Here is a 21085-nt window from a genome sequence, read left to right on the forward strand (position 1 = left end):
CTCAGCCGCGCTCGTGGTCGAGCAGCCAGCGCTTGACCACCGGTCCCCAGCGGAACCCGCCCAGGCCGCCGCCGGTGCGCAGCACCCGGTGGCAGGGCACGAACAGCGCGGCGGGGTTGCGGGCGCAGGCGGTGGCCGCGGCGCGCACCGCGGCCGGGCGGCCGGCCAGCGCGGCGTACTCGGCGTAGCTGACCGGGTGACCGGCCGGCACGGTGCGCAGCGCGCGCCAGGCGGCCTCCATGAACTCGCCGCCGCGCTGGCGGACCGGGATCCCGTCCACCGCGGCCAGGTCGCCCTCGTGGTAGGCGAGCACGGCCTTGGTCACCTCGCCGAGGTCGGCGCGGGTGGTCAGCTCGGCAGGCCGGATCGAGGTGTGGATCAGCGGGTGCAGCTCGCCGGGGTCGGCGGTCCAGCCCGAGGCCAGCACCGCGCCGTCGGGGGCGGCGACAACGCTGAACGGACCGGCTTCGGTGTCCACTGTGGACACTGCGGCGGTGGTCATGCGGTTCTCCTGTCGGCTTTCTCCGCACCGGGGGTGCGCAGCAGGTGAGCGGTGGCGTAGGAGCGCCACGGCCGCCAGGCCCTGGCGCGGGCGGTCAGCGCGGGGTCGGGCACCCGCCAGACGTCCGGCGCGCCCAGCACCCTGGTGACGATCTCCGCGGCCATCGCGGGGGTGATCGCGGGGTAGGACAACAGCTCCGCGGTCAGCTCGTCGGTCTCCCGGCCCAGGTGCACGTCCAGGGAGCCGGCGGCCAGCGCGGCCACCACCTCGCGTTCCGGGGCGCTCAGCTCGGTGGCCAGCACGGCGGCCGGGGTGGGGAACAGCGTGGTCAGCGGACCGTCCGGGGTGGCCAGCGGCTCGCCGGGCGGCAGCGCGGGCAGCAGGGTGCGCAGCACGGTCTCCGCGCCGTCCACGCTGCCGGGCACCCGGACGCCCGGCGCGGCCGCGACCAGCGGGGCCAGCAGCGGGTCCGCGCCGAGCAGCTCGTCCACCGCGCTCGGGTCGGCGTCCAGGTCCAGCAGCCGCCGGACCCTGGACACCGCGCTGCCCAGGTCGCGCAGGTCGGTCAGGTTCAGCGTGCAGGCCACGTGCGCCGGACCGGGCGCCAGCCACACCGTGGCCGGTCCGTGCGGCAGTCGCAGGGTGCGCCCGAAGCGGCCGGGCTCGGCCTGCTCGACCCCGGGGATCGCCTGTGCGGCAAGGGTTTCCAGCAGGCCAGCGGCGTCGAAGGGCAGCCGGAACGGCAGCCGCAGGTTGATCGCGCCGGGCCGGGCGGGCACTTCCGCGCGACGGCGGCGCCGGGCTTCGGCGCGCAGCTGGGTCGGGTTGACCGCGAACACCGCGCGGATGGTGTCGTTGAACTGCCGCACGCTGGCGAACCCGGCGGCGAAGGCGACGTCGGCGAAGGTCAGCTCGGTGGTCTCGATCAGCAGCCGGGCCGCGTGCGCCCGGTGCGCGCGGGCCAGCGCCAGCGGACCGGCGCCCAACTCGGTGGTCAGCACCCTGGCCAGGTGCCGTTCGGAGTAGCCGAGCCTGGTGGCCAGGCCGGGCACGCCGTCGCGTTCCACCACCCCGTCGGTGATCAGCCGCATGGCGCGGGCGGCCAGGTCGGCGCGCAGGTTCCACTCCGGTGAGCCGGGCACCGCGTCCGGCAGGCAGCGGCGGCAGGCCCGGAAACCGGCGGTCTGCGCGGCCGCCGCGGTGAGGTGGAACTCGACGTTGCGGCGCTTGGGCGTGACCGCGGGGCAGGACGGGCGGCAGTAGATGCCCGTGGTGCGCACCGCGAAGACGAAACAGCCGTCGAACCGGGCGTCGCGGGCGGCGACGGAGCGGTAGGCGCGTTCCGGATCGAGGAGCATGGCACCGATCCTGCCAGCGCCGACACCCGGCCGCTGGCGGAAATCGGACACCACGTTCCGGGCCTAGACGGTGATCTCCAGGGTGGAGCCGGTGCGGGCCTTGCGCACCCGCAGCCGGGTCGGGATCCGGGTGCGCAGCTCCTCCACGTGCGAGACCAGGCCGACCACCCGGCCACCTGCCCGCAGCTCGTCCAGGGTGTCCATCACCAGGTCCAGGGTGTCCGCGTCCAGGGTGCCGAAGCCCTCGTCCACGAACAGGGTGTCCAGCACCGCGCCGCCGGTCTCCGCGGCCACCACGTCGGCCAGGCCCAGCGCCAGCGACAGCGAGGCCAGGAAGGACTCGCCGCCGGAGAGCGTCTTGGCCGGGCGCTGCTGCCCGGAGTACTCGTCCAGCACGTCCAGCCCGAGCCCGCCCCTGGTGCCGCGCGGACCGGCCACATCGCTGTGCACGAAGGCGTAGCGGCCCTGGCTCATCCGCCGCAGCCGGTGCGTGGCCGCCTCGGCCACCTCCTCCAGCCGGGCCGCCAGCACGTAGGAGCGCAGCGACATCTTGCGGTTGTTCTGGCCGCGCCCGTTGACCACATCGGCCAGCGCGGCCAGCTCGCTGTGCGCGGCCTGCACCGGGGCCAGCTCGGCCAGCGCGTGGCTGAGCCGGGCGGCCAGCTCGTCCACCTGGCGTTTGCGGTCGGCCGCCGCCCTGGCCCGCGCCACCGCCGCCTCGGCGACCTGCCTGGCCAGCCGGGCCGCCTCGCGCGGCTCGGTCAGGTCGACCTCGGTGTCCGGGCTGACCTCGCTCAGCTCATCCAGCACGGACTTGGCCGCGGCCTCCCGGTCGTCGAGCTCGCGCAGCCGCCGCTGCACCTCGGCGCACTTGGCCTCCGGCCGGACCGCGGCCAATGCCGTTGGCACATCGGCGAACCCGGCCGCGCCGACCGCCTCGGCCAGCTCCCGCCGCTGTTCCTCCACCCGCCGCCGCGCCTCCGCCAGCGCGCCTTTGGCCTGGGCCAGGGTCTCCACCGCGGCGGCGAAGTCGAGCAGGTGCTGCCGCCGGGCGGCCACGTCCGGGTGCTCGCCGCGCGCGAGCTCCAGCCGGTCCGCCCGCGCGGCGATGGTGTCGGTCAGCGTGGCCTGTTCGGCGCCGAGCACGGCCACCTGCTGCTCGGCCGCGGCCAGCTTCTCCCGCAGCCGCTCGGCCTCGGCCTCCAGCTCGGCCACCGCGCCGACCTTGGCCGCGACCGTGGACTTGGCCGCGGTGGCCGCGCGCAGCTCCGCCTCGGCCGCTGCGAACGCGGTCTCCAGCGCGGCGATCTCGTTGTCCCCCAGGCGTTCCCGCAGCGCGGCCAGCTCCTGCGCGGCCTGCTGGGCAGCGCGCAGTGTCTCGTCCCTGCGCTCGGCGGCCCTGGCCTCGGCGACCTCGGCGGCCCGCTCGTCCTCGGCCCGCACCCGGTCGGCCACCGCACCGGCCGGGGCAGGGTGCTCGGTGCCGCCGCACACCGGGCAGGACTCGCCGGCGAGCAGGCCCTCGGCGAGCTCGGCGGCCATGCCGTCCAGCCGCCGCTGCCGCAGCAGCTGCCGCCGGTCCCTGGTCTCCTGGTGCTCATCCACCGCCCGCCGGTGCGCGTCGGCGGCCCGTTCGGCCGCGGTCTGCGCCGCGGGCAGCCGCCGCGCGTCTGTGCGCAGCGCGGCCAGCTCCGCCCGCCGGGCCGCCACCCCGTCCAGCCGGGCCGCCGCCTCCCGGGCCGCGTCCAGCGCGGTCCTGGCCGCCTGCAACCGTTCCGGCAGCGTGCCCAGCGCCTCGGTGTGCTGCTTGACCTGCCGCCGGGCCTGCTCCGCCTCGGTCTCCGCCTGGACCAGCCGCTGCCGGTCGGCCAGCTGCCGCCCCGCCTCGGCCACCAGCCCGGCCAGCTCGCCCGCGGACTCCCGGTGCCCGGCGGCCAGCTCCCACAGCCGGTCCACCTCACTGTCCACAATGGACTCGTCAAAGCGGGCCAGCCCGGCGCGCGCCCCGGTCGCGGACTCCTGCGCCTCGGCCAGCTCCCGCTCGATCCGGGCCAGCACCTGCTGCGCGGCCTGCACCGGCACCGCGCGCCTGGCCTGCGCCAGCTCCTCGGCCCACCTGGCCCGGTCGGCCGCGGCCGCCTCGACCTCGGCCAGCTCCACCCGCGCCCTGACCACCCGGCGCACCCGCTCGGCCAGCGCGGTCCGCTCGCCCAGCACGGCGTCCGCCCGCTCCCGCTCAGCCTGCGCTTGTTCTTCCGCGGCAACGGTTCCGGCCAGCTCGGCGGCCGCGGCCGCGGTGACCTCGGCCAGCCAGTCCTGCTCGCTCTGCTCCTCGCCGGGGTCTGCGCCCGCGGCCTGCGCGAGCCGGGCCACCAGCGCCCTGGTGTCCTGCTGCCTGGCCTCCAGCTTGCGCCAGGAGTCCTGCCGGCGGTTGGCGAACCAGGCCTCGATCTGGCCGAAGCGCTCGGTGCCGAACAGCTTCTCCAGCAGCTTCTGCCGCTCGTCGGTGTCCGAGCGCAGGAACCGGGCGAACTCGCCCTGCGGCAGCAGCACCACCTGGAAGAACTGCTCGGCGGTCATGCCGACCAGCCGCTCCACCGTGCGCGCGATCTCATCGATCCGGGACAGGCCCTCGGGGCTCTGCCCGGAGGGCGCGGCGCCGACCCAGGTCAGCGAGGCCTTGGCGTTCTGCTTGGTGAACCCGGTGCCCCTGGTCTTGGGCCGCTGGTACTCCGGCGTGCGGGCGATCCGCAGCCGGTGGCCCTGCACGGTCAGCTCCAGCGCCACCTCGGTCGGATCGGCCGGGTCGGCGTAGTCGCAGCGCAGCCGCTTGGCCTCGTTGCGCGCGCCCGGCACCTTGCCGAACAGGGCGAAGGCGACCGCGTCCAGCAGCGTGGTCTTGCCCGCGCCGGTGTCGCCGTGCAGCAGGAACAGCCCGTCGATGCCCAGCGCGTCGAAGTCCACCGTCTCCCGGCGCGGGTACGGCCCGAAGGCCGCCACCTCCAGCACGTGCAGCCTCATGCCTCGCTCCCCCGCACCGACTCGATCGCCGAGGTCAGCAGGGCCAGCTCGCGTTCGTTCGGCGGCGCGCCCCGGCAGTCGTCGACGAACCGCTCGGCGATCTGGTTGTCCGTGCGGCCGCGCACCGCGGCCACGTAGCGCAGTTCGGCCTCACCGCCGCCGTCGGGCTTGAAGTCCAGGTGCACCGCGTGCGGGAAGCGCTGTTGCAGGCGGCGCATGGCCTCCAGCGGGCGGACCGGGTCGGTCAGGGTGAGCGAGAGGTAGCACTCCTCCAGCTCGGCGTAGTCCGGTTCGCTGAGCAGCTCCTCGATCCGCCCGGTCACCGTGGCCAGCTTGCGCGGCACCGGCAGCGCCTTGCGCTCGACCCCGGCGAGTCCGTTCGCGTCCAGCTCGACCAGCCAGACCGCCTTGTGGTGGCGGGCCTCGGAGAAGGAGTAGGCCAGCGGGCTGCCGGAATAGCGCAGGTGCTCGGCCAGCACCTGCGGGCCGTGCAGGTGGCCCAGCGCCACGTAGTCCACCCCGTCGAAGGTGCCGCCCGCGACGTGTTCCACCCCGCCGACGGTGATCCGCCGCTCGGACTCCGAGGCCTCGCCACCGACCACGAACGCGTGCGAGAGCACCACCGAGCGCACGCCCTCGCCGCGTTCGGCCAGGTCCGCGCGGATCCGCCGCATGGCCTCGGCGAGCACCGCCTCGTGTCCCCGGCAGCCGGTGAGCTCCAGCGCGTGCAGGGCCGGATCCGGGTCCAGGTAAGGGATTCCGTAGCAGGCGACCGGTCCGTGCGGATCGGCCAGCAGCACCGGCTGGTGCAGGGTGGCGATCCGGGTGCACAGGTGCAGCCCACCCGCGCGGGCGAACCCGCCGAAGGCGCCCAGCCGCTGCGCGGAGTCGTGGTTGCCGCTGATCAACACGATGTCCGCGCCCGCGGCCCTGATCGCGGTGAGGATGCGCTGACAGGTCTCCACGGCCTCGGCCGAGGGCACCGCGCGGTCGTAGAGATCACCCGCGATGAGCACCGCGTCGATCCGCTCGTCCGCCACCACATCGGCCAGCCCGGTGAGCACCGCCTCCTGTTCGGCCAACAGGTCGCGGCCGTGGAAGGTGCGCCCGACATGCCAGTCCGAGGTGTGCAGGAGCCGCATGGCGAACAAAGTAGGCCGGTGCCGAACAGTGTCGGTGGGTGGGTCCATCATCGGTGGCGTGACCGAAGTGATCACCACCGCGCTGGTCGTCCTGACCCTCGTCCTCATCGGGGCGCTGGTGCTGCTGTGGCGGCTGTACAACGACTCCGTGCGCCGCACCGACGCCGCGCTGGCCATGGTCGAGGGCGAGCGGGAGCGGGCCGCGCAGCACCAGCGGGCCCTGCACCGGTGGGAGGTGGCGTTCTCCTCGGTCACCGGAAGGGGTGAACTTGGCGAGCAGGTGCTGGTGGAGACCGCTCGCGCGCTGGGCCTGCGCGAGGGCCTGCACTTCTCCCTGCAGACCGACCTGGCCGGCGGCGGTTCGGCCAAGCCGGACCTGGTGCTGACGGTCAGCGGCGGGCGGCAGGTGCCGGTGGACGCCAAGGCCAGCCTCGCGGTGTGGATGGAGGCGGCCGAGACCGACGACGCCGGTGAGCGGGCCGAGGCGCTGCGGGTGCACGTGCGCAACATCCGCTCGCGCGCGGCGGAACTGGCGGGCAAGGGCTACCAGCGCTGGGCGGACGCCATCTACGGGACGATCATGTTCGTGCCCTCGGACGCGGCGGTGGTCTCGGCCATGGACACCGACCCGAACCTGCTGCCCTGGCTGCTGGACCGGCGGATCTTCCTGTGCGGCCCCACCGGTTTCGCGGTGCTGGCCTCGGCCGCGCTGTTCGCGGCCACCGAGCGGACGCTGGCCGAGGACGTGGAGGCGGTGCGCGGGCAGGCGGCCAAGGCGCACCGGGCGGCCACCGGCGCGGTGGACGCGGTGAACCTGTCCAGCACGCACCTGCAGCGGTTCCTCTCCGCCCGGCGGCGGGAGCTGGACGCGCTGGAGAGCTTCCGCAGCGCGGCCCAGCCGCTGACCGAGGCCGCGGCCAGCCCGACACCCGTTCCGGGGATTCGCCGCGCGGAGGAGCTGACCGTGGGCGGCCCCACTGCCGAAGAGGAGGAGAGCGCCAGCTGAGTTGATCTTCTAACTGAATATCCGCGCTGGTCGGAGCGTGTGCGACCGTGCTGGTCAAGGTCCGTTTTGGGAAAGTTGGGCGGAAGCCGGTTGCCCTACCCGGCAGTTACCCAGCAGACTCGATCGCACCCAGTCCAGCGCGCGTCCGGGCACACCCTCTACCGGACGGGCTAACGTGTCACGCGTGACCACCACCCGCGACCGTCGAAGCGACGTGGAACAGGACCGCGCGGAGTCCGACTGGGCCTCTCTGTCCCTGTTCGGCTCCTCCCGGGGCGTGCCCTGGTGGGCCGCGGTGTTGCTCGCCTTCGGGGTGTCCCTGCTCACCGCCTTCGTCAACCGGGCGCCCAACGGCGAGCTCGGCTGGATCTTCAAGAGCGGCTACTTCCTCAGTTGTGTCGTCGCGGTGTGCTGGGTGCAGCGCAAGAGCCTGTTCGGGCCGATGGTGCAGCCGCCGCTGGTCGCGGTGATCGTGGTGCCTGCCGTCGCGCTGATCAGCTCCACCGCCCCGCCCTCCGGCGGCACGACCGCGCGCCTGCTGACCGTGGCCCAGCCACTGGTCACCTCGTTCCCGGCGATGGCGGTCACCACCGCCGCGACGGTGATCCTGGGCGTGGTCCGGATCTTCCTGCAGAAGCGGCCAGCCGCCGCGGCGGAAGCCCGGCCTGCCCGGCCGCGGCCGGTCCGCGAGGAGGACGAGCCGGTGCGCAGGCCCGCCGGAGGCCGCACGCCCGCGCCGAGGCCGCAACCCGGTGGCCGCCCGGCCCCGAGGGACGGCGCGCCTGCCCCCAGGGGCGGCGGCGTGCCCGGTGGTGCGGCAGGCGGTGGCGCGGCTGGTGGCCGGGGCGCGGGTGGCCGTGGTGCCGCCGGTGGCCCAGGCGGTGGGCGGGCCGGTGGCGCTCGCGATGCCGGTGGCGCGGCAGGCGGCCGTGGTGGCGCGGCAGGCGGTGGTCGGCCGGTGCCGCCCAGGGGCGGTCAGCCCGGCCGTCAGCAGCCGCCTCCGCCGCAGCGCGGTGGCCCGCCGCCCAGGACTGGCGGCCAGCCGCCCGCCCCGCGCAGGCGCCCGCCACGGGACGACGACTACTAGAGACGAAAAGGGCCGCTCCCGAGGTGGGAGCGGCCCTTTCGCTTTGTCAGTGTGGCCGTCAGGACTCCTTGGCGGCCTTCTCCTTCATCTCCTTGCGCAGCTCCCGCGGCAGCGAGAAGGTGATCTTCTCGTTGGCCGTGGTGACCGTCTCGACGTCGGCCCAGCCGCGCTCCTCCAGGTGCAGGAGCAGCTTCATCACCAGCTCGTCCGGCACCGAGGCGCCGGAGGTGACGCCGATGGTGCCGACACCCTCCAGCCAGGCGTCGTCCACCTCGTGCGCGAAGTCCACCAGGTAGGCGGCCTTGGCGCCGTAGTCCAGCGCCACGTCGACCAGCCGCAACGAGTTGGACGAGTTCTTGGAGCCGACCACCAGGACCAGGTCGCACTGCGGCGCCATCACCTTGACCGCGGTCTGGCGGTTGGAGGTGGCGTAGCAGATGTCATCGCTCGGCGGGGCCTGGAGCTCGGGGAACCGGTTCTTGAGCTGGTTCACCCGCACCATGGTCTCGTCGACCGACAACGTGGTCTGGGACAGCCAGATGACCTTGCTGGGGTCGCGGACGGTGACCTTGTCCACGTCCTCGGCGGTGTCCACGAGCTGCACGTGGTCGGGGGCCTCACCAGCGGTGCCCTCGACCTCCTCGTGCCCCTCGTGGCCGATCAGGAGGATGTCGTAGTCCTCCTTGGCGAAGCGCTTGGCCTCCTGGTGCACCTTGGTCACCAGGGGGCAGGTGGCGTCGATGGTGCGGAGGTTCCGCTCGGCCGCCTCCGCGTGCACCATCGGGGACACGCCGTGCGCCGAGAAGACCACCATGGCGCCCTCGGGCACCTCGTCGGTCTGGTCGACGAAGATCGCGCCGCGCTCACGCAGCGTGTCCACGACGTGCTTGTTGTGCACGATTTCCTTGCGGACGTAGATGGGAGCGCCGTAGGTCTCCAACGCCTTCTCGACGGTGATCACGGCCCGGTCCACGCCGGCGCAGTAGCCGCGAGGGTTGGCCAGCAGCACGCGCTTGGGCTTGGCAGTGGTCATGCCAACCAGGGTACGGAGCGTTCCGCCGGTGAGTCGATTCGATCAGGTGACCAGAAGAATTAGCGAGGTCACAGCGCACTCACCCGGATGGCGCAACGAAAAGTTTCCCTGATCCGCCGGACTGCGGCAGGCTGTACCACATGAAACCGCTGCCACTGCCGGTCCGCGTGGCCGCCGGGCTCGCCGCGGCCGCCGTGGAGCAGGCCCGCAAGCTGCCGAGTTCACTCGCCGGGCTGCCGGTCACGGTGGCCAGCACCGCGATGCAACTGTCCATGCGCGCCCAGCAGCACGTGACCGAGCTCGCCATCAAGGGTGACGAGATCCTGGCCACGCTGCGCCCTGCGGAGGAGACCCCCGAATGGGCGACCTTCGACGAGGACCTGGATGACGCGCCGCCGCCCGCCCCGCCGAAGGCTGACGACACTGAGCGGCTGCCCGGCCGGAAGAAGGCGGGCGAGGTCACCGTCACGGACGAGCCGCCGAGCGCCCGCGAGCAGGCCGGTGAGGTCGCCGCGACCCGCTCGGACGGGCCGCCGAGCGCCCGCGCCAAGCCGGGCGAGCTCACCGTGACCCGAGCCGCCGAGCAGCCCGCCGCCGAGGTCCCGGAGCCGTCCGGGAACGAGCCCGCCGGTGTGCCCGGCTACGACGCGCTCTCCCTCGCCCAGGTGCGGGCCCGGCTGCGCTGGCTCACCGTCGAGCAGCTCGACGACCTGCTGGCCTACGAGCAGGCCACCAAGGCCCGCGAGGAGTTCGTCCGGATGCTGACCCGGCGGATCGCCACCGTGCGCGAGTCGTGACCGCGCCCAGCACCGCGGAGCAGCCGTGGCCGGTCCGGACGGTGGCGCGCAAGATCGCGGAGTGGATCGCGCGGCTGGGTTCGGTGTGGGTGGAGGGTGAGGTCACCCAGATCTCCAACCGGCCGGGCACCGCGACCGCCTTCATCACCCTGCGCGACCCCTCCGCCAACGTCTCGGTCACCGTGACCTGCGCGACCGCGCTGCTGCGAGGCCTGGAGACGCCGCTCACCGAGGGCGCGCGGGTGATCATGCACGGGCGGCCGGTGTTCTACGAGGGCCGCGGCACCATCAGCCTGCGGGTGGACGAGATCCGCGCGGTGGGCATCGGCGAGCTGCTGGCCCGGATCGAGCGGCTGCGCAGGCTGCTGGCCGCCGAGGGCCTGTTCGAGCCGGCCCGCAAGCGCCGCCCGCCGTTCCTGCCCAACCGGGTCGGGCTGATCACCGGCCGGGCCTCGGCGGCCGAGCGGGACGTGCTGACCAATGCCAAGCACCGCTGGCCCGCGGTGCACTTCCGGGTGATCAACGTTGCGGTGCAAGGACATCTGGCCGTGCCGCAGGTGCTGGAAGCGCTTGCGGAGCTGGAAGCCGACCCCGAGGTCGACGTGATCGTGATCGCCCGCGGCGGGGGCAGCGTGGAGGACCTGCTGCCCTTCTCCGACGAGGCGCTGTGCCGGGCGGTGGCCGCCTGCCGCACCCCGGTGCTCAGCGCGATCGGGCACGAGCCGGACACCCCGCTGCTGGACCACGTGGCCGACCTGCGCTGCTCGACGCCGACGGACGCGGGCAAACGGGTGGTTCCGGACGTGGCCGAGGAGACGGCCAGGATCGGCCAGCTCCGCGACCGGGCCCGCCGGGCACTACACGGATGGGTGGATCGCGAGCACCGGTTGCTGACCCAGTTGTGTTCCCGCCCAGCGCTTTCCGACCCGTTCGGCCCATTGGAACGCCGGGCGGAGGACGTGCGGGCGCTGCGCGAGCGGGCCCGCCGGGCCACCGTCTCCCGGCTCGGGCACGAACAGAGCGGGTTGGACGGTGTCAAAGCACGCTTGACGACCCTGGGACCGGCGGCCACTCTGGCCCGCGGATACGCGGTTGTGCAGCGCGTCGTGGCCGGTGCCCCGGACGGGGTGCTCCGTTCGGTCGCGGACGCGCCGCCGGGAACGCTGCTGCGGGTCCGAGTCGTTGACGGAGCGGTGCACGCGATCGTGCCCGAAGACACCGGAGCGGTGAACGGAGGTAGCGGTGGCGTCGCTGGCCCATGAGCCGACCTTTCTCCCGCTGACCGTCGCCGCGGCCAGGACGGCGGCGCAAAGCCAGGTCGACCCGCCGGTGCGGGCGGCGGCCGGGGTGGTGCAGCGCAGGGCCGAGGAGGCCAACTCCGCCGCGGCCGAGTGCTGGGCCGCGCTGCTGGCCGGCTGCGACGCGCCGGGCAGGCGCGCCCTGCCGTCCCGGCTGCGCGCGCTGTCGGAGGCCACCTCGCACTACGTCGGCAGCCACTGGTGGTACGGCACGGGGTCCCCGCACCGCCGCCGGGTGAGCGAGGCGGAGAATCGCATCGACGAAGCCGCCATGGAGGGCGACGGCGCGGAGTTCGCCGAAGCCTTCATCGGCTACGACCAGGCGGTGGCCACCGCCGTGGTCCGGGTGCAGAGCACGATGGGGAGCCCCACCGCGTGAGTGAGAACAACACCGACGCCGCTCTTGGTTACGAGGCGGCGCGGGACGAGCTGGTCGAAGTCGTTCGCAAGCTGGAAGCCGGTGGACTGTCCCTTGAGGACTCGCTGGCGTTGTGGGAGCGCGGCGAGGCGCTGGCGAAGGTCTGCGAGAAGCACCTCGCCGGTGCGCGGGCCAGGGTGGAACAGGCGCTGGCCACCGTGGAGCAGGCTGAGCCGAAGGACTGACCTGACTCGGTCCTGAATCACGGTCGATCCTGGCGAGCAGATCTCCGAAATCGGTTCAGTGAGTGCGAATAGTCACTGTCACCCCTGCTCAGCTCACCCTCCGTCGTCAGGGTCTGCCAGGATCGGTAAGCAGTTTCAGCGTCGATCTGCGCAGACCTCTGGAGGCGGAACATGGCCGCGAACACTGCCCCGCGACGTCGTGAGGCACCCGATCGCAACCTCGCCCTGGAACTGGTCAGGGTCACCGAGGCGGCCGCGATCGCCGCGGGCCGCTGGGTCGGCCGGGGTGACAAGAACGGCGGCGACGGCGCGGCGGTGGACGCCATGCGCAAGCTGATCGGCACCGTGTCCATGCGCGGCGTGGTGGTCATCGGGGAGGGCGAGAAGGACGAGGCCCCGATGCTGTTCAACGGCGAGGAGGTCGGCAACGGCGACGGCCCGGACTGCGATGTCGCGGTCGACCCGATCGACGGCACCACGCTGATGGCCAAGGGCATGCCGAACGCGCTGGCCGTGCTCGCGGTGGCCGAGCGGGGCGCGATGTACGACCCGTCCGCGGTGTTCTACATGCAGAAGCTCGCGGTCGGCCCGGACGCCGCCGACGTGGTCGACCTGGACGCCCCGGTGGCGGAGAACATCCGCAGGGTAGCCAAGGCCAAGCACACCGACGTGGCCGACGTGACCGTGTGCATCCTGGACCGGCCCCGGCACGAGGCCCTGGTCAAGGAGGTCCGCGAGGCCGGCGCCCGGATCCACTTCATCAGCGACGGCGACGTGGCCGGCGCGATCTCCGCGGCCCGGCCGAGCACCGGCGTGGACCTGCTGCTGGGCATCGGCGGCACCCCGGAGGGCATCATCGCCGCGGCCGCGCTCAAGTGCATGGGCGGCGCGATCCAGGCCCGGCTGTGGCCCAAGGACGACGAGGAGCGCGAGCGCGCGCTGGCCGCCGGGCACGACCTGGACCGGGTGCTGACCACCGACGACCTGGTGCGCGGGGACAACGTGTTCTTCTGCGCCACCGGCATCACCGACGGCGACCTGCTGCGCGGCGTGCACTACCGCTCCGGCGGCTGCACCACCCAGTCCATCGTGATGCGGTCCAAGTCCGGCACGCTGCGGATGATCGACGGCTACCACCGGCTGACCAAGCTGCGCGAGTACTCCTCGGTGGACTTCGGCGGCGACGCCGTGGAAGACGTCCCGCCGCTGCCCTGAACCACCTGCCGAACCGGCCGTCCGCCCACCCGGCGGGCGGCCGGTTCGTCGTGCTCAGTCCTCCGGCTGCGGCGCGGGTCCCGCGTCCACGGCCCCGGCCTCGGCGACCGCGAGGTTGACCGGCGCCGCGCCCGCGTCCTGGTCCTCGCCAGAGACCTGGGCCGAGGTCTGCCGCTCGGTCCGCTCCTGGCCGATCCGGATCACCAGCCCGGCCGCGAGCTCAGTGCTGTCCAGCTCGATCTCGATACGCACGGCTGCCTCCCCGTTCACGCGTTCAGGACCGCGTAGCGGCCCTCGAAGGTGACCGGGATCCCGGTCAGGTTCCGGACGGTGATCCAGTAGGTGCACAGCGCCGCGCTGGTCCGCTCGACCGCGACGTCCCAGTCGATCGCGGGTCCGCCGGAGACCGGCGTGACCGGCATCAGGTACCAGACCACGTGCTGACTGGCGTTCCAGCTGTGGTTGAAGTAGCGCACGGTCGCACCGGCGCCGATCGTGACGGTGAATGCTGTTCCGGTCCACATGGACGGCTCCCGGTCAGATCTTGAGGTAGTGGTAGCGGGCCTCGAACTTGACGGTGCGCCCGGTGAGGTTCTGCACGGTGATCCAGTACGTGCACAGGTTCGCGTCGGTGCGCTGCATGGCGACCTCGTGCCGGATTTGCGGGCCACCCGAGCAGATCGAGGTGGGCATGACCGTCCAGTACACGTGCCGGCCGGCCTGCCAGCTGTGGGTGAACCAGCGGGCGGTCTGCCCGGGGGCCAGGCTGGCGCGGAACTGCACGCCAGGGGTGGCCGGCTGGCAGTTCGCGTACGGCGGCGGGCCCGCCGGGCCGTTGGACCGCAGCTGGAGCGCGGCGCGGTAGCGGGCCAGCGTCGCGTTGGTCTTGCTGTAGTCCGGGTCGAACCGGTCCGGGTCGTAGTGGTTGTGGAAGACCTCCGCGCCGGTGGGCACCAGCCGCGCGGCCGGATCGCCCTGCACGCCCTTCCAGGTGTCCTGGGTGACCGGTCCGTCGAACAGCGCGGGGTCGATGACGTAGGTGACCCCGTCCGCGACCAGCGTGGGGGCCACGTGCCAGGACCAGCCCACCAGGCAGTCCGGCTTGTTCGCGCTGTTCACCCGCAGGGTGCCGTAGATCCAGACCTTGTCCGGCGTGATGCCGTTGGCGATCATCAGCCGGGCCATCTCGTGCGCCCGGCCCCAGCAGCCGTCGTCGGGGTAGGTGAACGGGATGCCCGGCGCGGTCGGGTTGGCCGAGCAGGCGGTCTGGCCTGCCACCAGGCGGTACATCTGCACGACCTGGGCGTAGCTCACCGGCGTGCCGAGCGCCTCCGCGCCGCCCTCGGTGAGCTGCTCAGCTACCGCGGCTTCTTTTGGGGCGGGGCGCACATCGATGATCGCGCGCTCGTCGGGGGTCGCGGTGACCAGCACGCGCTCCCGGCTGTCCTGGAACCGTTCGAGCAGGGCCAGCAGCTCATCGAAGTCCGGGTTGTCCCGGCGCAGGTGGTGGTGGGCGTGCGAGGGCTCAAGATCGACCTCGACCAGGTCCTCGCCGGGGGTCAGGCCCATGACGGCGACCTCGTGCGGCACCAGCACCTCGGTGACCAGGCCGGTGTCCGGGTCGACCTCGACGTAGGCGTCCAGGTTCGCCGCGTGCAGCTCGCCCAGCGCGCCGAGCCAGCCGGTGGCGCGGGGTTCGCGCCGGTCGACGCGGGCGGTGCGGCCGCCGGTGAAGGTGATGGACTCGTAGGTCTCCGCTGCCGCGGCCTGAGCCGGAGCCCGTGCCGCCAGCGGACTGGACAATGTGTCGACTATTGCATTTCTTCGGGGCACAAAATCAAGGTCCCCCACGCAAAAAGATCAGTTCAACCATTGGCCACAGGACTGACCCGCGGTGTGCCTTTTCGCGCTATTCACCTAACATAGGGCCTTTGCCCGCGTGCCTGCCCGATGAGGCACGCAGGTGCGCCCATCAGGCGGTACCACGCTCCGATTACGATCTATTACCGTCCGTGTCAACCTTGGCAGAGGGCGCCGGGGTTGAGAGGAGAAATCCCTGTGCGAGCGAAAAGAATGGTCGTCGGATTACTCGCGGCCGTGGCCACCGCGTTTGCCGGGCTGACCGGATCCGCCACCGCGGCCCCGGACCACACCGATGTCGATCCGTTCATCGTCGGCGGCGTCAACGCCACCCAGGTCTACAGTTTCATGGTTTCCCTGCAGAACACCTCGGGTGGGCATTTCTGCGGCGGTTCCCTGATCAAGTCGAACTGGGTGGTCACCGCCAAGCACTGCGTCCAGGGCAAGACCCCGGCCTCGGTGCGCGCCCGGATCGGCACCACCAACCGCACCTCCGGCGGCAGCTACGTGGCCGCCGCGGCCATCCACCTCAACCCGACCAGGGACATCGCGCTGGTCCGGCTGGCCGCCGCGGTGCCGCAGGCGCCGATCAAGGTCGCCGCGGCGTCCGGCCCAGTGGGCACCGCGACCCGGCTGCTCGGCTGGGGCCAGACCTGTCCGTCACCCGGCGGCTGCGGCGCGCCGGTGATCCTGCAGCAGCTGAACACCTCGATCGTGGCCGACGGCCTGTGCGGCGGGATCTTCGGCGCCCAGGAGATCTGCACCAACAACCCCGGCGGCACCAGGGGCGCCTGCTACGGCGACTCCGGCGGGCCGCAGATCAAGATGGTCGCGGGCGCGTGGCAGCTGATCGGCGCGACCAGCCGTTCCGGCGGCGGTTCCATCTGCGCGGTGAAGCCGTCGATCTACGTCGATGTGCCGGTCTTCCGCCCGTGGATCAGCGGAATCGCCGGTCCCGTATAACGGGTCGATAGCTAACGGGCCCGCGGTGTATCGCCGCGGGCCCGTTCGGTTAACGGTCATAAACCGTTATGTGCGGACACAAAGCCGGTCCCCGGCCCTACTTATGCAGGGTTCACCCTGTGGAACGGATGTCCTTACGGTGCACCTCACCTCCGGCGAACGCGCCGGAAGTTGAGAGGAGAGAACCGTGAGGGCACGTTCTCTGATCGTCGGAATCCTGGCCGCGGCCGCGACCGCGCTGGGCGGTCTCGCGATGCCGGCCGCCGCGGCGCCGGCGACCACCGCCGGTGACGTCGATCCGTTGATCGTCGGCGGCACGAACGCGACCGAGACCTACAGCTTCATGGTGTCCCTGCAGAGCACCTCCGGCAGCCACTTCTGTGGCGGCTCACTGGTCAAGGCGAACTGGGTGGTGACCGCCAAGCACTGTGTGCAGGGCAGGCAGCCGTCCTCGATCCGCACCCGGATCGGCACCACCAACCGCACCACCGGCGGGGTGACCGCGGGCGTGTCGCGGATCATCAACCACCCCAGCGCCGACCTGTCCGTGCTGCAGCTGTCGTCCTCGGTGAGCGTGGCGCCGATCTCGATCGCGCCGGAGTCCGGCCCGGTCGGCACCGCGAGCCGCATCATCGGCTGGGGCCAGACCTGCCCCACCCGCGGCTGTGGCTCCGCGCCGATCACCCTGCAGCAGCTGGACACCTCGATCGTGGCTGACAACCGGTGCTCCGGCATCAACGCCGCCTCCGAGATCTGCACCAACAACACCGGCGGCAACAAGGGCGCCTGCTACGGCGACTCCGGCGGCCCGCAGGTGAAGGGCACCCCGGGCAACTGGACCCTGATCGGCGCGACCAGCCGCTCCGGCGGTGGCGCGACCTGCGCGACCGCGCCGTCGATCTACGTCGACGTGTCCTACTACCGCAACTGGATCAGCACGAACACGGGCGGTCTCTGACCCCTCCCCTGATCGGCTGACAAACGGCCCGCCGCCTCCTGTAGCGGCGGGCCGTTTGTCACAGTTCGAAACGGGTAAGCGAGAAAGAGCAACCTCGGGATCCCAAGGCACGTCATTGTCGTTGCTGGATGCGATGACTCGCCCGTGCAGTCGGGCGAAGAACTTGGGGTGAGCGATGCGTGGCAAGAAGACCTCTGTGATGCTGGCGGTGACCGCGACTTTCGGTCTGCTGCTGGCCGCCTGCGGCACGCCGGAGACGCCGCAACTGGCCGGGAACACCGGGCAGGTGGCGAGCAGCGCGGCCCCGTCATCGTCCACTTCGGCCTCCACCAGCAAGCAGCCGGCCACCACGCGGCCCACCACGACGCAGCCGACCACCACCACCACGCCGCCGAAGCCGAAGCCCAAGCCGGAGCAGAAGGACACCGTCGAGCCCGCCTCGGCAGGCAACACCACTCCGTGCAAGGACACCGCGCGGGCCTGCATCGACCTCTCCGCCAACAAGGCGTGGATCATGGCCGACGGCAAGGTCGTGGCCGGCCCGGTGCCGATCACGCACGGCCGCAAGGGCTGGCTGACCCCGCCCGGCACGTTCCGGGTGAACGTCAAGCGCCCGATGCACTACAGCAGCATCTTCAACAACGCGAAGATGCCGTGGTCGGTGTTCTTCAACGGCGGCATCGCCTTCCACCAGGGCAGCCTGCGGGAGAAGTCGCACGGCTGCATCCACCTGTCGCCCTCGGCCGCCAAGCAGTTCTACAACCACCTCAACAACGGCGACATCGTGCACGTGGTGCCGTGATGGTCCACTGAGGACAAACGGCCCCGGTCCGCGTGACCGGGGCCGTTTTCCGTTGTGGCTCAGGGCATGTTGCTGGAGTGACCCGGGAACAGGTGCGCGTCCGGGTTGAGCGCGACCGCGATGTTGTTCACCGCGGTGGCCGCCTCGCCGAAGCCGGTGGCGATCAGCCGGACCTTGCCCGGGTAGGTGGCCACATCGCCCGCGGCGTAGACCAGATCGCGGTTGGTGCGGCAGGTGCTGTCCACCAGGACCGTGCGCTTCTCCAGTTCCAGGCCCCAGGTCTCCAGCGGGCCGAGGTCGGCGGTGAAGCCAAGTGCGGCCACCACCGCCTGGGCGGGCAGCACCTTGTGGTCGCCGGCCTTGAAGGACAGTTCGACCTCCTCGATGCCCGCGCCGCCGCGGATCGCGGCCACCTCGGCATCGGTCAGGATCGGCACCCCCAGTTCGCGGACCTGCCGGACGGTGGCCTGGTGCGCGCGGAAGGTGGCCCGCCGGTGCACCAGGGTGACGCTGCGCGCGATCGGGTGCAGGGCCAGCGCCCAGTCGAAGGCGGAGTCGCCACCGCCGACCACCACCACGTCCTGGTCCCGGTGCACCTCCAGCGCGGGCACGAAGTAGGACAGCCCGCGCCCGAACCAGTCCTCGCCCACCGGTAGTGGCCGGGGCCGGAACTCGCCCAGCCCCGCGGTGATCAGGACCGCGCCCGCGCGGATCACGCTGCCGTCGGCCAGGCCGACGTCGAACCCACCACCGTCCACTGTGGACAGTGTGCGGGCCTTGCGGTTCAACAGGTAGTTCGGTTTGTACTGGGCCGCCTGCTCGACCAGCGCGCCGATCAGGTCACGCCCGCGGACCGCGGGGAACCCGGCGACGTCGAAAATCATCTTCTCCGGGTACATCGCGGTGACCTGGCCGCCCGGTTCGGGCAGCGAGTCCACCAGTGCGGTGGACAGGTCCCGGAAGCCCGCGTAGTACGCCGCGAACAGTCCGGTGGGCCCGGCCCCGACGATCAGCAGATCGACCTCGGTTCGGCTGTGCTCGGACGGTGCGCTCATTGACACCCGCTCTCTAGCCAGTCCTGGAAACCCTGTCGAGCCTAGGTGGTGCGGACCACGGTGCCCAGTAACCGGAAGAGGCGCAGAATTCGGATATGAGCGACGAGGGATTCCGGGTCGAGCACGACACGATGGGCGAGGTCAGGGTTCCGGCTGAGGCGCTGTGGCGGGCGCAGACCCAGCGCGCGGTGGAGAACTTCCCGATCTCCGGCCGTGGCCTGGAGCGGGCCCAGATCCGGGCGCTTGGCCTGGTCAAGGCGGCCGCGGCCAGGGTGAACGGGCGGCTGGGCGTGCTCAGCCCCGAGATCGCCGAGGCGATCGCGACCGCCGCGGACGAGGTGGCCGCTGGCGGACACGACGGGCACTTCCCGATCGATGTGTTCCAGACCGGTTCCGGCACCTCCTCCAACATGAACGCCAACGAGGTGATCGCCACCCTGGCCAGCCGGGCGCTCGGCCAGGACGTGCACCCCAACGACCACGTCAACGCCTCCCAGTCCTCCAACGACGTCTTCCCCACCACCATCCACCTGGCCGCCACCGAGGCCGTGCTGCGCGACACCATCCCCGGCCTGGCGCACCTGGCGCAGACCCTGGAGCGGCGGGCCGAGGAGTGGGCCGAGGTGGTCAAGGCCGGGCGCACGCACCTGATGGACGCGGTGCCGATCACCCTCGGCCAGCAGGTCGGCGGCTGGGCCCGGCAGGTGCGCCTGGGCGTGCAGCGGCTGGACGGCACGCTGCCCCGGCTGGCCGAGCTGCCCATCGGCGGCACCGCGGTGGGCACCGGCATCAACACCCCGGCCGGGTTCGGCGCGGCCGTGGTGGAGGAGCTGATCAAGTCCACCGCGCTGCCGGTGACCGAGGCGGCCGACCACTTCGAGGCCCAGGGCGCGCGGGACGGCCTGGTCGAGGTCTCCGGGCAGCTCAAGACGGTCGCGGTGAGCCTGTTCAAGATCGCCAACGACCTGCGCTGGATGGGTTCCGGCCCGCGCACCGGCCTGGCCGAGCTGCACCTGCCGGACCTGCAGCCGGGCTCCTCGATCATGCCCGGCAAGGTCAACCCGGTGATCTGCGAGGCGGCCATGATGGTGGCCGCGCAGGTCATCGGCAACGACGGCACGGTGGCCTTCGCCGGCGCGGCTGGCAACTTCGAGCTCAACGTGATGATGCCGGTGATGGCCCGCAACGTGCTGGAGTCGGCCCGGCTGCTCGGCGCGGTGGCCCGGCTGCTCGCGGACAAGGTGGTCGCCGGGGCCGAGCCGGACGTGGACCGGCTGCGCGAGTACGCCGAGTCCTCGCCCTCGGTGGTCACCCCGCTCAACCGCTACCTCGGCTACGAGGAGGCGGCCTCGATCGCCAAGCAGTCCCTCAAGGAGCGCAAGACCATCCGCGAGGTGGTGCTGGCGCGCGGGCACGTGGAGGCGGGCAAGCTCACGCTCGCACAGCTGGACGAGGCTCTGGACGTGCTGAAGATGGCGCACGGCGGCCGCTGAACAACCGGGCGCGCTGGCCGAGGGCACATCCCGCGGCCACGGTCAGCGCGCCCGCCGCCGAGGTCAGGGTGAGCGGCTGCGCGCCCAGCAGCACGGAGACCACAAGTCCGGACACCGGGATCAGCCCGGCCAGCACGCCGGAGCGCTCCGGCCCGACCACGGACACGCAGCGGTAATACAGCCCGAAGGCCACCGCGGTGACCAGCAGGCCGAGCACCACCAGCGCGGTCCACTCCACCGCGGTCGGCGCGGGCCACGGGTTGTCGCTGACCAGCATGCTCAGCAGCGCGCTGCCCACGGCCGCGACCACGCAGGCGTAGGCCGAGGTGGCGATGCCGCCGATCCGGCGCACCACACCCACCGCGAACAGGGTGAACCCGGCCTCGCCCAGCATGGCCAGCAGCGCCAGGCCCAGCCCCGGCAGCGACCAGCGCCCGCCACCGGAGATCACCAGCACCCCGGCGAAGACCAGCCCGGCGCCCAGCACCGCGGTCAGCCGCGGCCGCCTGCCAAGGGCCAGTGGCACCACCAGCGCGATGACCAGCGGTGATCCGCCGATGATGGCGGCGACAAAACCGGGTTCGGCGTAGCGCTGGCCCTCGATGATGGCCACGTTGAACCCGACCATGCCGGTGACCGCGAGCGCGACCAGCGCCAGCACGTCCCGGCCGGTCACCCTGGGCAGGCCGCTACGCCAGAGCAGCCAGCCGAGCAGCGCGAGCGCGCCGATGGCGTACCGGATGGCCTGCGCGGACAGCACCGGGTACCCGCCGAGCAGCCCGTTGACCGGCACCGCGCCGCCGACCAGGCAGAGCGCGGCCATCCCGCCGGCCAGGGCGAGACCAGTGGACTTCGAGGTGGTCATGGCGGAAGCCTGGCTCCGGAAGTGGTC

The 21085-nt window shown here is 72.5% G+C and carries 21 protein-coding genes; 11 read left to right on the plus strand and 10 right to left on the minus strand.

Annotated elements, in window-relative coordinates; translation table 11 throughout:
• Position 1 precedes the first annotated feature (1 nt).
• From M8C13_RS14765 to M8C13_RS14780, 4 genes are all read right to left on the minus strand, one after another.
• Positions 2-502 carry a methylated-DNA--[protein]-cysteine S-methyltransferase gene (locus M8C13_RS14765; RefSeq protein WP_252481143.1) on the minus strand — a complete coding sequence of 167 codons (501 nt, stop codon included), beginning with the start codon at positions 500-502 and terminating at the stop codon, positions 2-4.
• Positions 499-1860, minus strand: a complete 1362-nt coding sequence (locus tag M8C13_RS14770) for a DNA-3-methyladenine glycosylase 2 family protein (RefSeq protein ID WP_252481144.1) — start codon at positions 1858-1860, stop codon at positions 499-501. The genes M8C13_RS14765 and M8C13_RS14770 overlap by 4 nt, the downstream gene beginning before the upstream one ends.
• A 63-nt stretch (positions 1861-1923) precedes the next feature.
• Positions 1924-4881 (minus strand): AAA family ATPase, encoded by a 2958-nt coding sequence (locus M8C13_RS14775; protein ID WP_252481145.1) that lies wholly within the window; start codon positions 4879-4881, stop codon positions 1924-1926.
• Positions 4878-6023, minus strand: a complete 1146-nt coding sequence (locus M8C13_RS14780) for an exonuclease SbcCD subunit D (protein ID WP_252481146.1) — start codon at positions 6021-6023, stop codon at positions 4878-4880. The genes M8C13_RS14775 and M8C13_RS14780 overlap by 4 nt, the downstream gene beginning before the upstream one ends.
• A gap of 58 nt (positions 6024-6081) precedes the next feature.
• Between M8C13_RS14780 and rmuC the strand changes: the two genes are divergently transcribed.
• Positions 6082-7029, plus strand: coding sequence for a DNA recombination protein RmuC (gene rmuC / locus M8C13_RS14785; protein WP_374213077.1), 948 nt, complete (start codon positions 6082-6084; stop codon positions 7027-7029).
• Between the two features lie 184 nt (positions 7030-7213).
• Positions 7214-8116 carry a DUF6542 domain-containing protein gene (locus tag M8C13_RS14790; RefSeq protein ID WP_252481147.1) on the plus strand — a complete coding sequence of 301 codons (903 nt, stop codon included), beginning with the start codon at positions 7214-7216 and terminating at the stop codon, positions 8114-8116.
• 58 nt (positions 8117-8174) lie between these two features.
• Here M8C13_RS14790 and M8C13_RS14795 read toward each other — a convergent pair whose 3' ends face one another.
• On the minus strand, positions 8175-9149 hold the full coding sequence (locus tag M8C13_RS14795) for a 4-hydroxy-3-methylbut-2-enyl diphosphate reductase (protein WP_252481148.1): 975 nt from the start codon (positions 9147-9149) through the stop codon (positions 8175-8177).
• A gap of 140 nt (positions 9150-9289) precedes the next feature.
• Here M8C13_RS14795 and M8C13_RS14800 point away from each other — a divergent pair, with 140 nt between their 5' ends.
• From M8C13_RS14800 to glpX, 5 genes are all read left to right on the plus strand, one after another.
• Complete coding sequence (locus tag M8C13_RS14800; protein ID WP_252481149.1) at positions 9290-9946, plus strand: lipid droplet-associated protein; 657 nt, start codon at positions 9290-9292, stop codon at positions 9944-9946.
• Positions 9943-11208, plus strand: coding sequence for an exodeoxyribonuclease VII large subunit (gene xseA, locus M8C13_RS14805; RefSeq protein ID WP_252481150.1), 1266 nt, complete (start codon positions 9943-9945; stop codon positions 11206-11208). Before M8C13_RS14800 ends, xseA begins: the two co-directional genes overlap by 4 nt.
• A complete protein-coding gene (locus M8C13_RS14810; RefSeq protein ID WP_252481151.1) occupies positions 11189-11623 on the plus strand; it encodes a hypothetical protein in 435 nt (144 codons plus the stop codon). Before xseA ends, M8C13_RS14810 begins: the two co-directional genes overlap by 20 nt.
• On the plus strand, positions 11620-11847 hold the full coding sequence (locus M8C13_RS14815) for an exodeoxyribonuclease VII small subunit (RefSeq protein WP_252481152.1): 228 nt from the start codon (positions 11620-11622) through the stop codon (positions 11845-11847). Before M8C13_RS14810 ends, M8C13_RS14815 begins: the two co-directional genes overlap by 4 nt.
• A gap of 171 nt (positions 11848-12018) precedes the next feature.
• The gene (gene glpX / locus M8C13_RS14820; protein WP_252481153.1) at positions 12019-13062 is read left to right on the plus strand and encodes a class II fructose-bisphosphatase; all 1044 of its coding nucleotides are present in this window, start codon (positions 12019-12021) and stop codon (positions 13060-13062) included.
• A 54-nt stretch (positions 13063-13116) separates the two neighbouring features.
• On the opposite strand, the gene M8C13_RS14825 is transcribed toward glpX, so the two are convergent.
• From M8C13_RS14825 to M8C13_RS14835, 3 genes are read right to left on the minus strand one after another with little or no spacing between them, the layout of a single operon-like run.
• Positions 13117-13314 carry a hypothetical protein gene (locus M8C13_RS14825; protein ID WP_252481154.1) on the minus strand — a complete coding sequence of 66 codons (198 nt, stop codon included), beginning with the start codon at positions 13312-13314 and terminating at the stop codon, positions 13117-13119.
• Positions 13315-13328: 14 nt separating this feature from the next.
• The gene (locus tag M8C13_RS14830) at positions 13329-13586 is read right to left on the minus strand and encodes a hypothetical protein (protein WP_252481155.1); all 258 of its coding nucleotides are present in this window, start codon (positions 13584-13586) and stop codon (positions 13329-13331) included.
• Between the two features lie 13 nt (positions 13587-13599).
• The gene (locus M8C13_RS14835; protein ID WP_252481156.1) at positions 13600-14865 is read right to left on the minus strand and encodes a protein-glutamine glutaminase family protein; all 1266 of its coding nucleotides are present in this window, start codon (positions 14863-14865) and stop codon (positions 13600-13602) included.
• A gap of 255 nt (positions 14866-15120) precedes the next feature.
• Here M8C13_RS14835 and M8C13_RS14840 point away from each other — a divergent pair, with 255 nt between their 5' ends.
• The 3 genes from M8C13_RS14840 (at position 15121) to M8C13_RS14850 (ending at position 17645) form a co-directional block, all read left to right on the plus strand.
• On the plus strand, positions 15121-15885 hold the full coding sequence (locus tag M8C13_RS14840; protein ID WP_252481157.1) for a trypsin-like serine protease: 765 nt from the start codon (positions 15121-15123) through the stop codon (positions 15883-15885).
• A 187-nt stretch (positions 15886-16072) separates the two neighbouring features.
• Positions 16073-16843 (plus strand): trypsin-like serine protease, encoded by a 771-nt coding sequence (locus M8C13_RS14845; RefSeq protein ID WP_252481158.1) that lies wholly within the window; start codon positions 16073-16075, stop codon positions 16841-16843.
• A gap of 175 nt (positions 16844-17018) precedes the next feature.
• On the plus strand, positions 17019-17645 hold the full coding sequence (locus tag M8C13_RS14850) for a L,D-transpeptidase (RefSeq protein WP_252481159.1): 627 nt from the start codon (positions 17019-17021) through the stop codon (positions 17643-17645).
• A 59-nt stretch (positions 17646-17704) separates the two neighbouring features.
• On the opposite strand, the gene M8C13_RS14855 is transcribed toward M8C13_RS14850, so the two are convergent.
• Complete coding sequence (locus M8C13_RS14855; RefSeq protein ID WP_252481160.1) at positions 17705-18700, minus strand: NAD(P)/FAD-dependent oxidoreductase; 996 nt, start codon at positions 18698-18700, stop codon at positions 17705-17707.
• A gap of 95 nt (positions 18701-18795) precedes the next feature.
• On the opposite strand from M8C13_RS14855, the gene M8C13_RS14860 reads away from it, so the two are divergent.
• Positions 18796-20193, plus strand: coding sequence for a class II fumarate hydratase (locus M8C13_RS14860; RefSeq protein ID WP_252481161.1), 1398 nt, complete (start codon positions 18796-18798; stop codon positions 20191-20193).
• On the opposite strand, the gene M8C13_RS14865 is transcribed toward M8C13_RS14860, so the two are convergent.
• Positions 20132-21058 carry a DMT family transporter gene (locus M8C13_RS14865; RefSeq protein ID WP_252481162.1) on the minus strand — a complete coding sequence of 309 codons (927 nt, stop codon included), beginning with the start codon at positions 21056-21058 and terminating at the stop codon, positions 20132-20134. The genes M8C13_RS14860 and M8C13_RS14865 overlap by 62 nt on opposite strands.
• Positions 21059-21085: the final 27 nt, after the last annotated feature.

The organism is Crossiella sp. SN42 (genome assembly GCF_023897065.1).
Taxonomy (GTDB): domain Bacteria; phylum Actinomycetota; class Actinomycetes; order Mycobacteriales; family Pseudonocardiaceae; genus Crossiella.

Bases quoted from the DNA above. Each gene is read 5' to 3' on its own strand.
- M8C13_RS14765 (WP_252481143.1), bottom strand. From the start codon at position 502: ATGACCACCGCCGCAGTGTCCACAGTGGACACCGAAGCCGGTCCGTTC.
- M8C13_RS14770 (WP_252481144.1), bottom strand. From the start codon at position 1,860: ATGCTCCTCGATCCGGAACGCGCCTACCGCTCCGTCGCCGCCCGCGAC.
- M8C13_RS14775 (WP_252481145.1), bottom strand. From the start codon at position 4,881: ATGAGGCTGCACGTGCTGGAGGTGGCGGCCTTCGGGCCGTACCCGCGC.
- M8C13_RS14780 (WP_252481146.1), bottom strand. From the start codon at position 6,023: ATGCGGCTCCTGCACACCTCGGACTGGCATGTCGGGCGCACCTTCCAC.
- M8C13_RS14795 (WP_252481148.1), bottom strand. From the start codon at position 9,149: ATGACCACTGCCAAGCCCAAGCGCGTGCTGCTGGCCAACCCTCGCGGC.
- M8C13_RS14800 (WP_252481149.1), top strand. From the start codon at position 9,290: ATGAAACCGCTGCCACTGCCGGTCCGCGTGGCCGCCGGGCTCGCCGCG.
- glpX (WP_252481153.1), top strand. From the start codon at position 12,019: ATGGCCGCGAACACTGCCCCGCGACGTCGTGAGGCACCCGATCGCAAC.
- M8C13_RS14830 (WP_252481155.1), bottom strand. From the start codon at position 13,586: ATGTGGACCGGAACAGCATTCACCGTCACGATCGGCGCCGGTGCGACC.
- M8C13_RS14850 (WP_252481159.1), top strand. From the start codon at position 17,019: ATGCGTGGCAAGAAGACCTCTGTGATGCTGGCGGTGACCGCGACTTTC.
- M8C13_RS14855 (WP_252481160.1), bottom strand. From the start codon at position 18,700: ATGAGCGCACCGTCCGAGCACAGCCGAACCGAGGTCGATCTGCTGATC.
- M8C13_RS14860 (WP_252481161.1), top strand. From the start codon at position 18,796: ATGAGCGACGAGGGATTCCGGGTCGAGCACGACACGATGGGCGAGGTC.
- M8C13_RS14865 (WP_252481162.1), bottom strand. From the start codon at position 21,058: ATGACCACCTCGAAGTCCACTGGTCTCGCCCTGGCCGGCGGGATGGCC.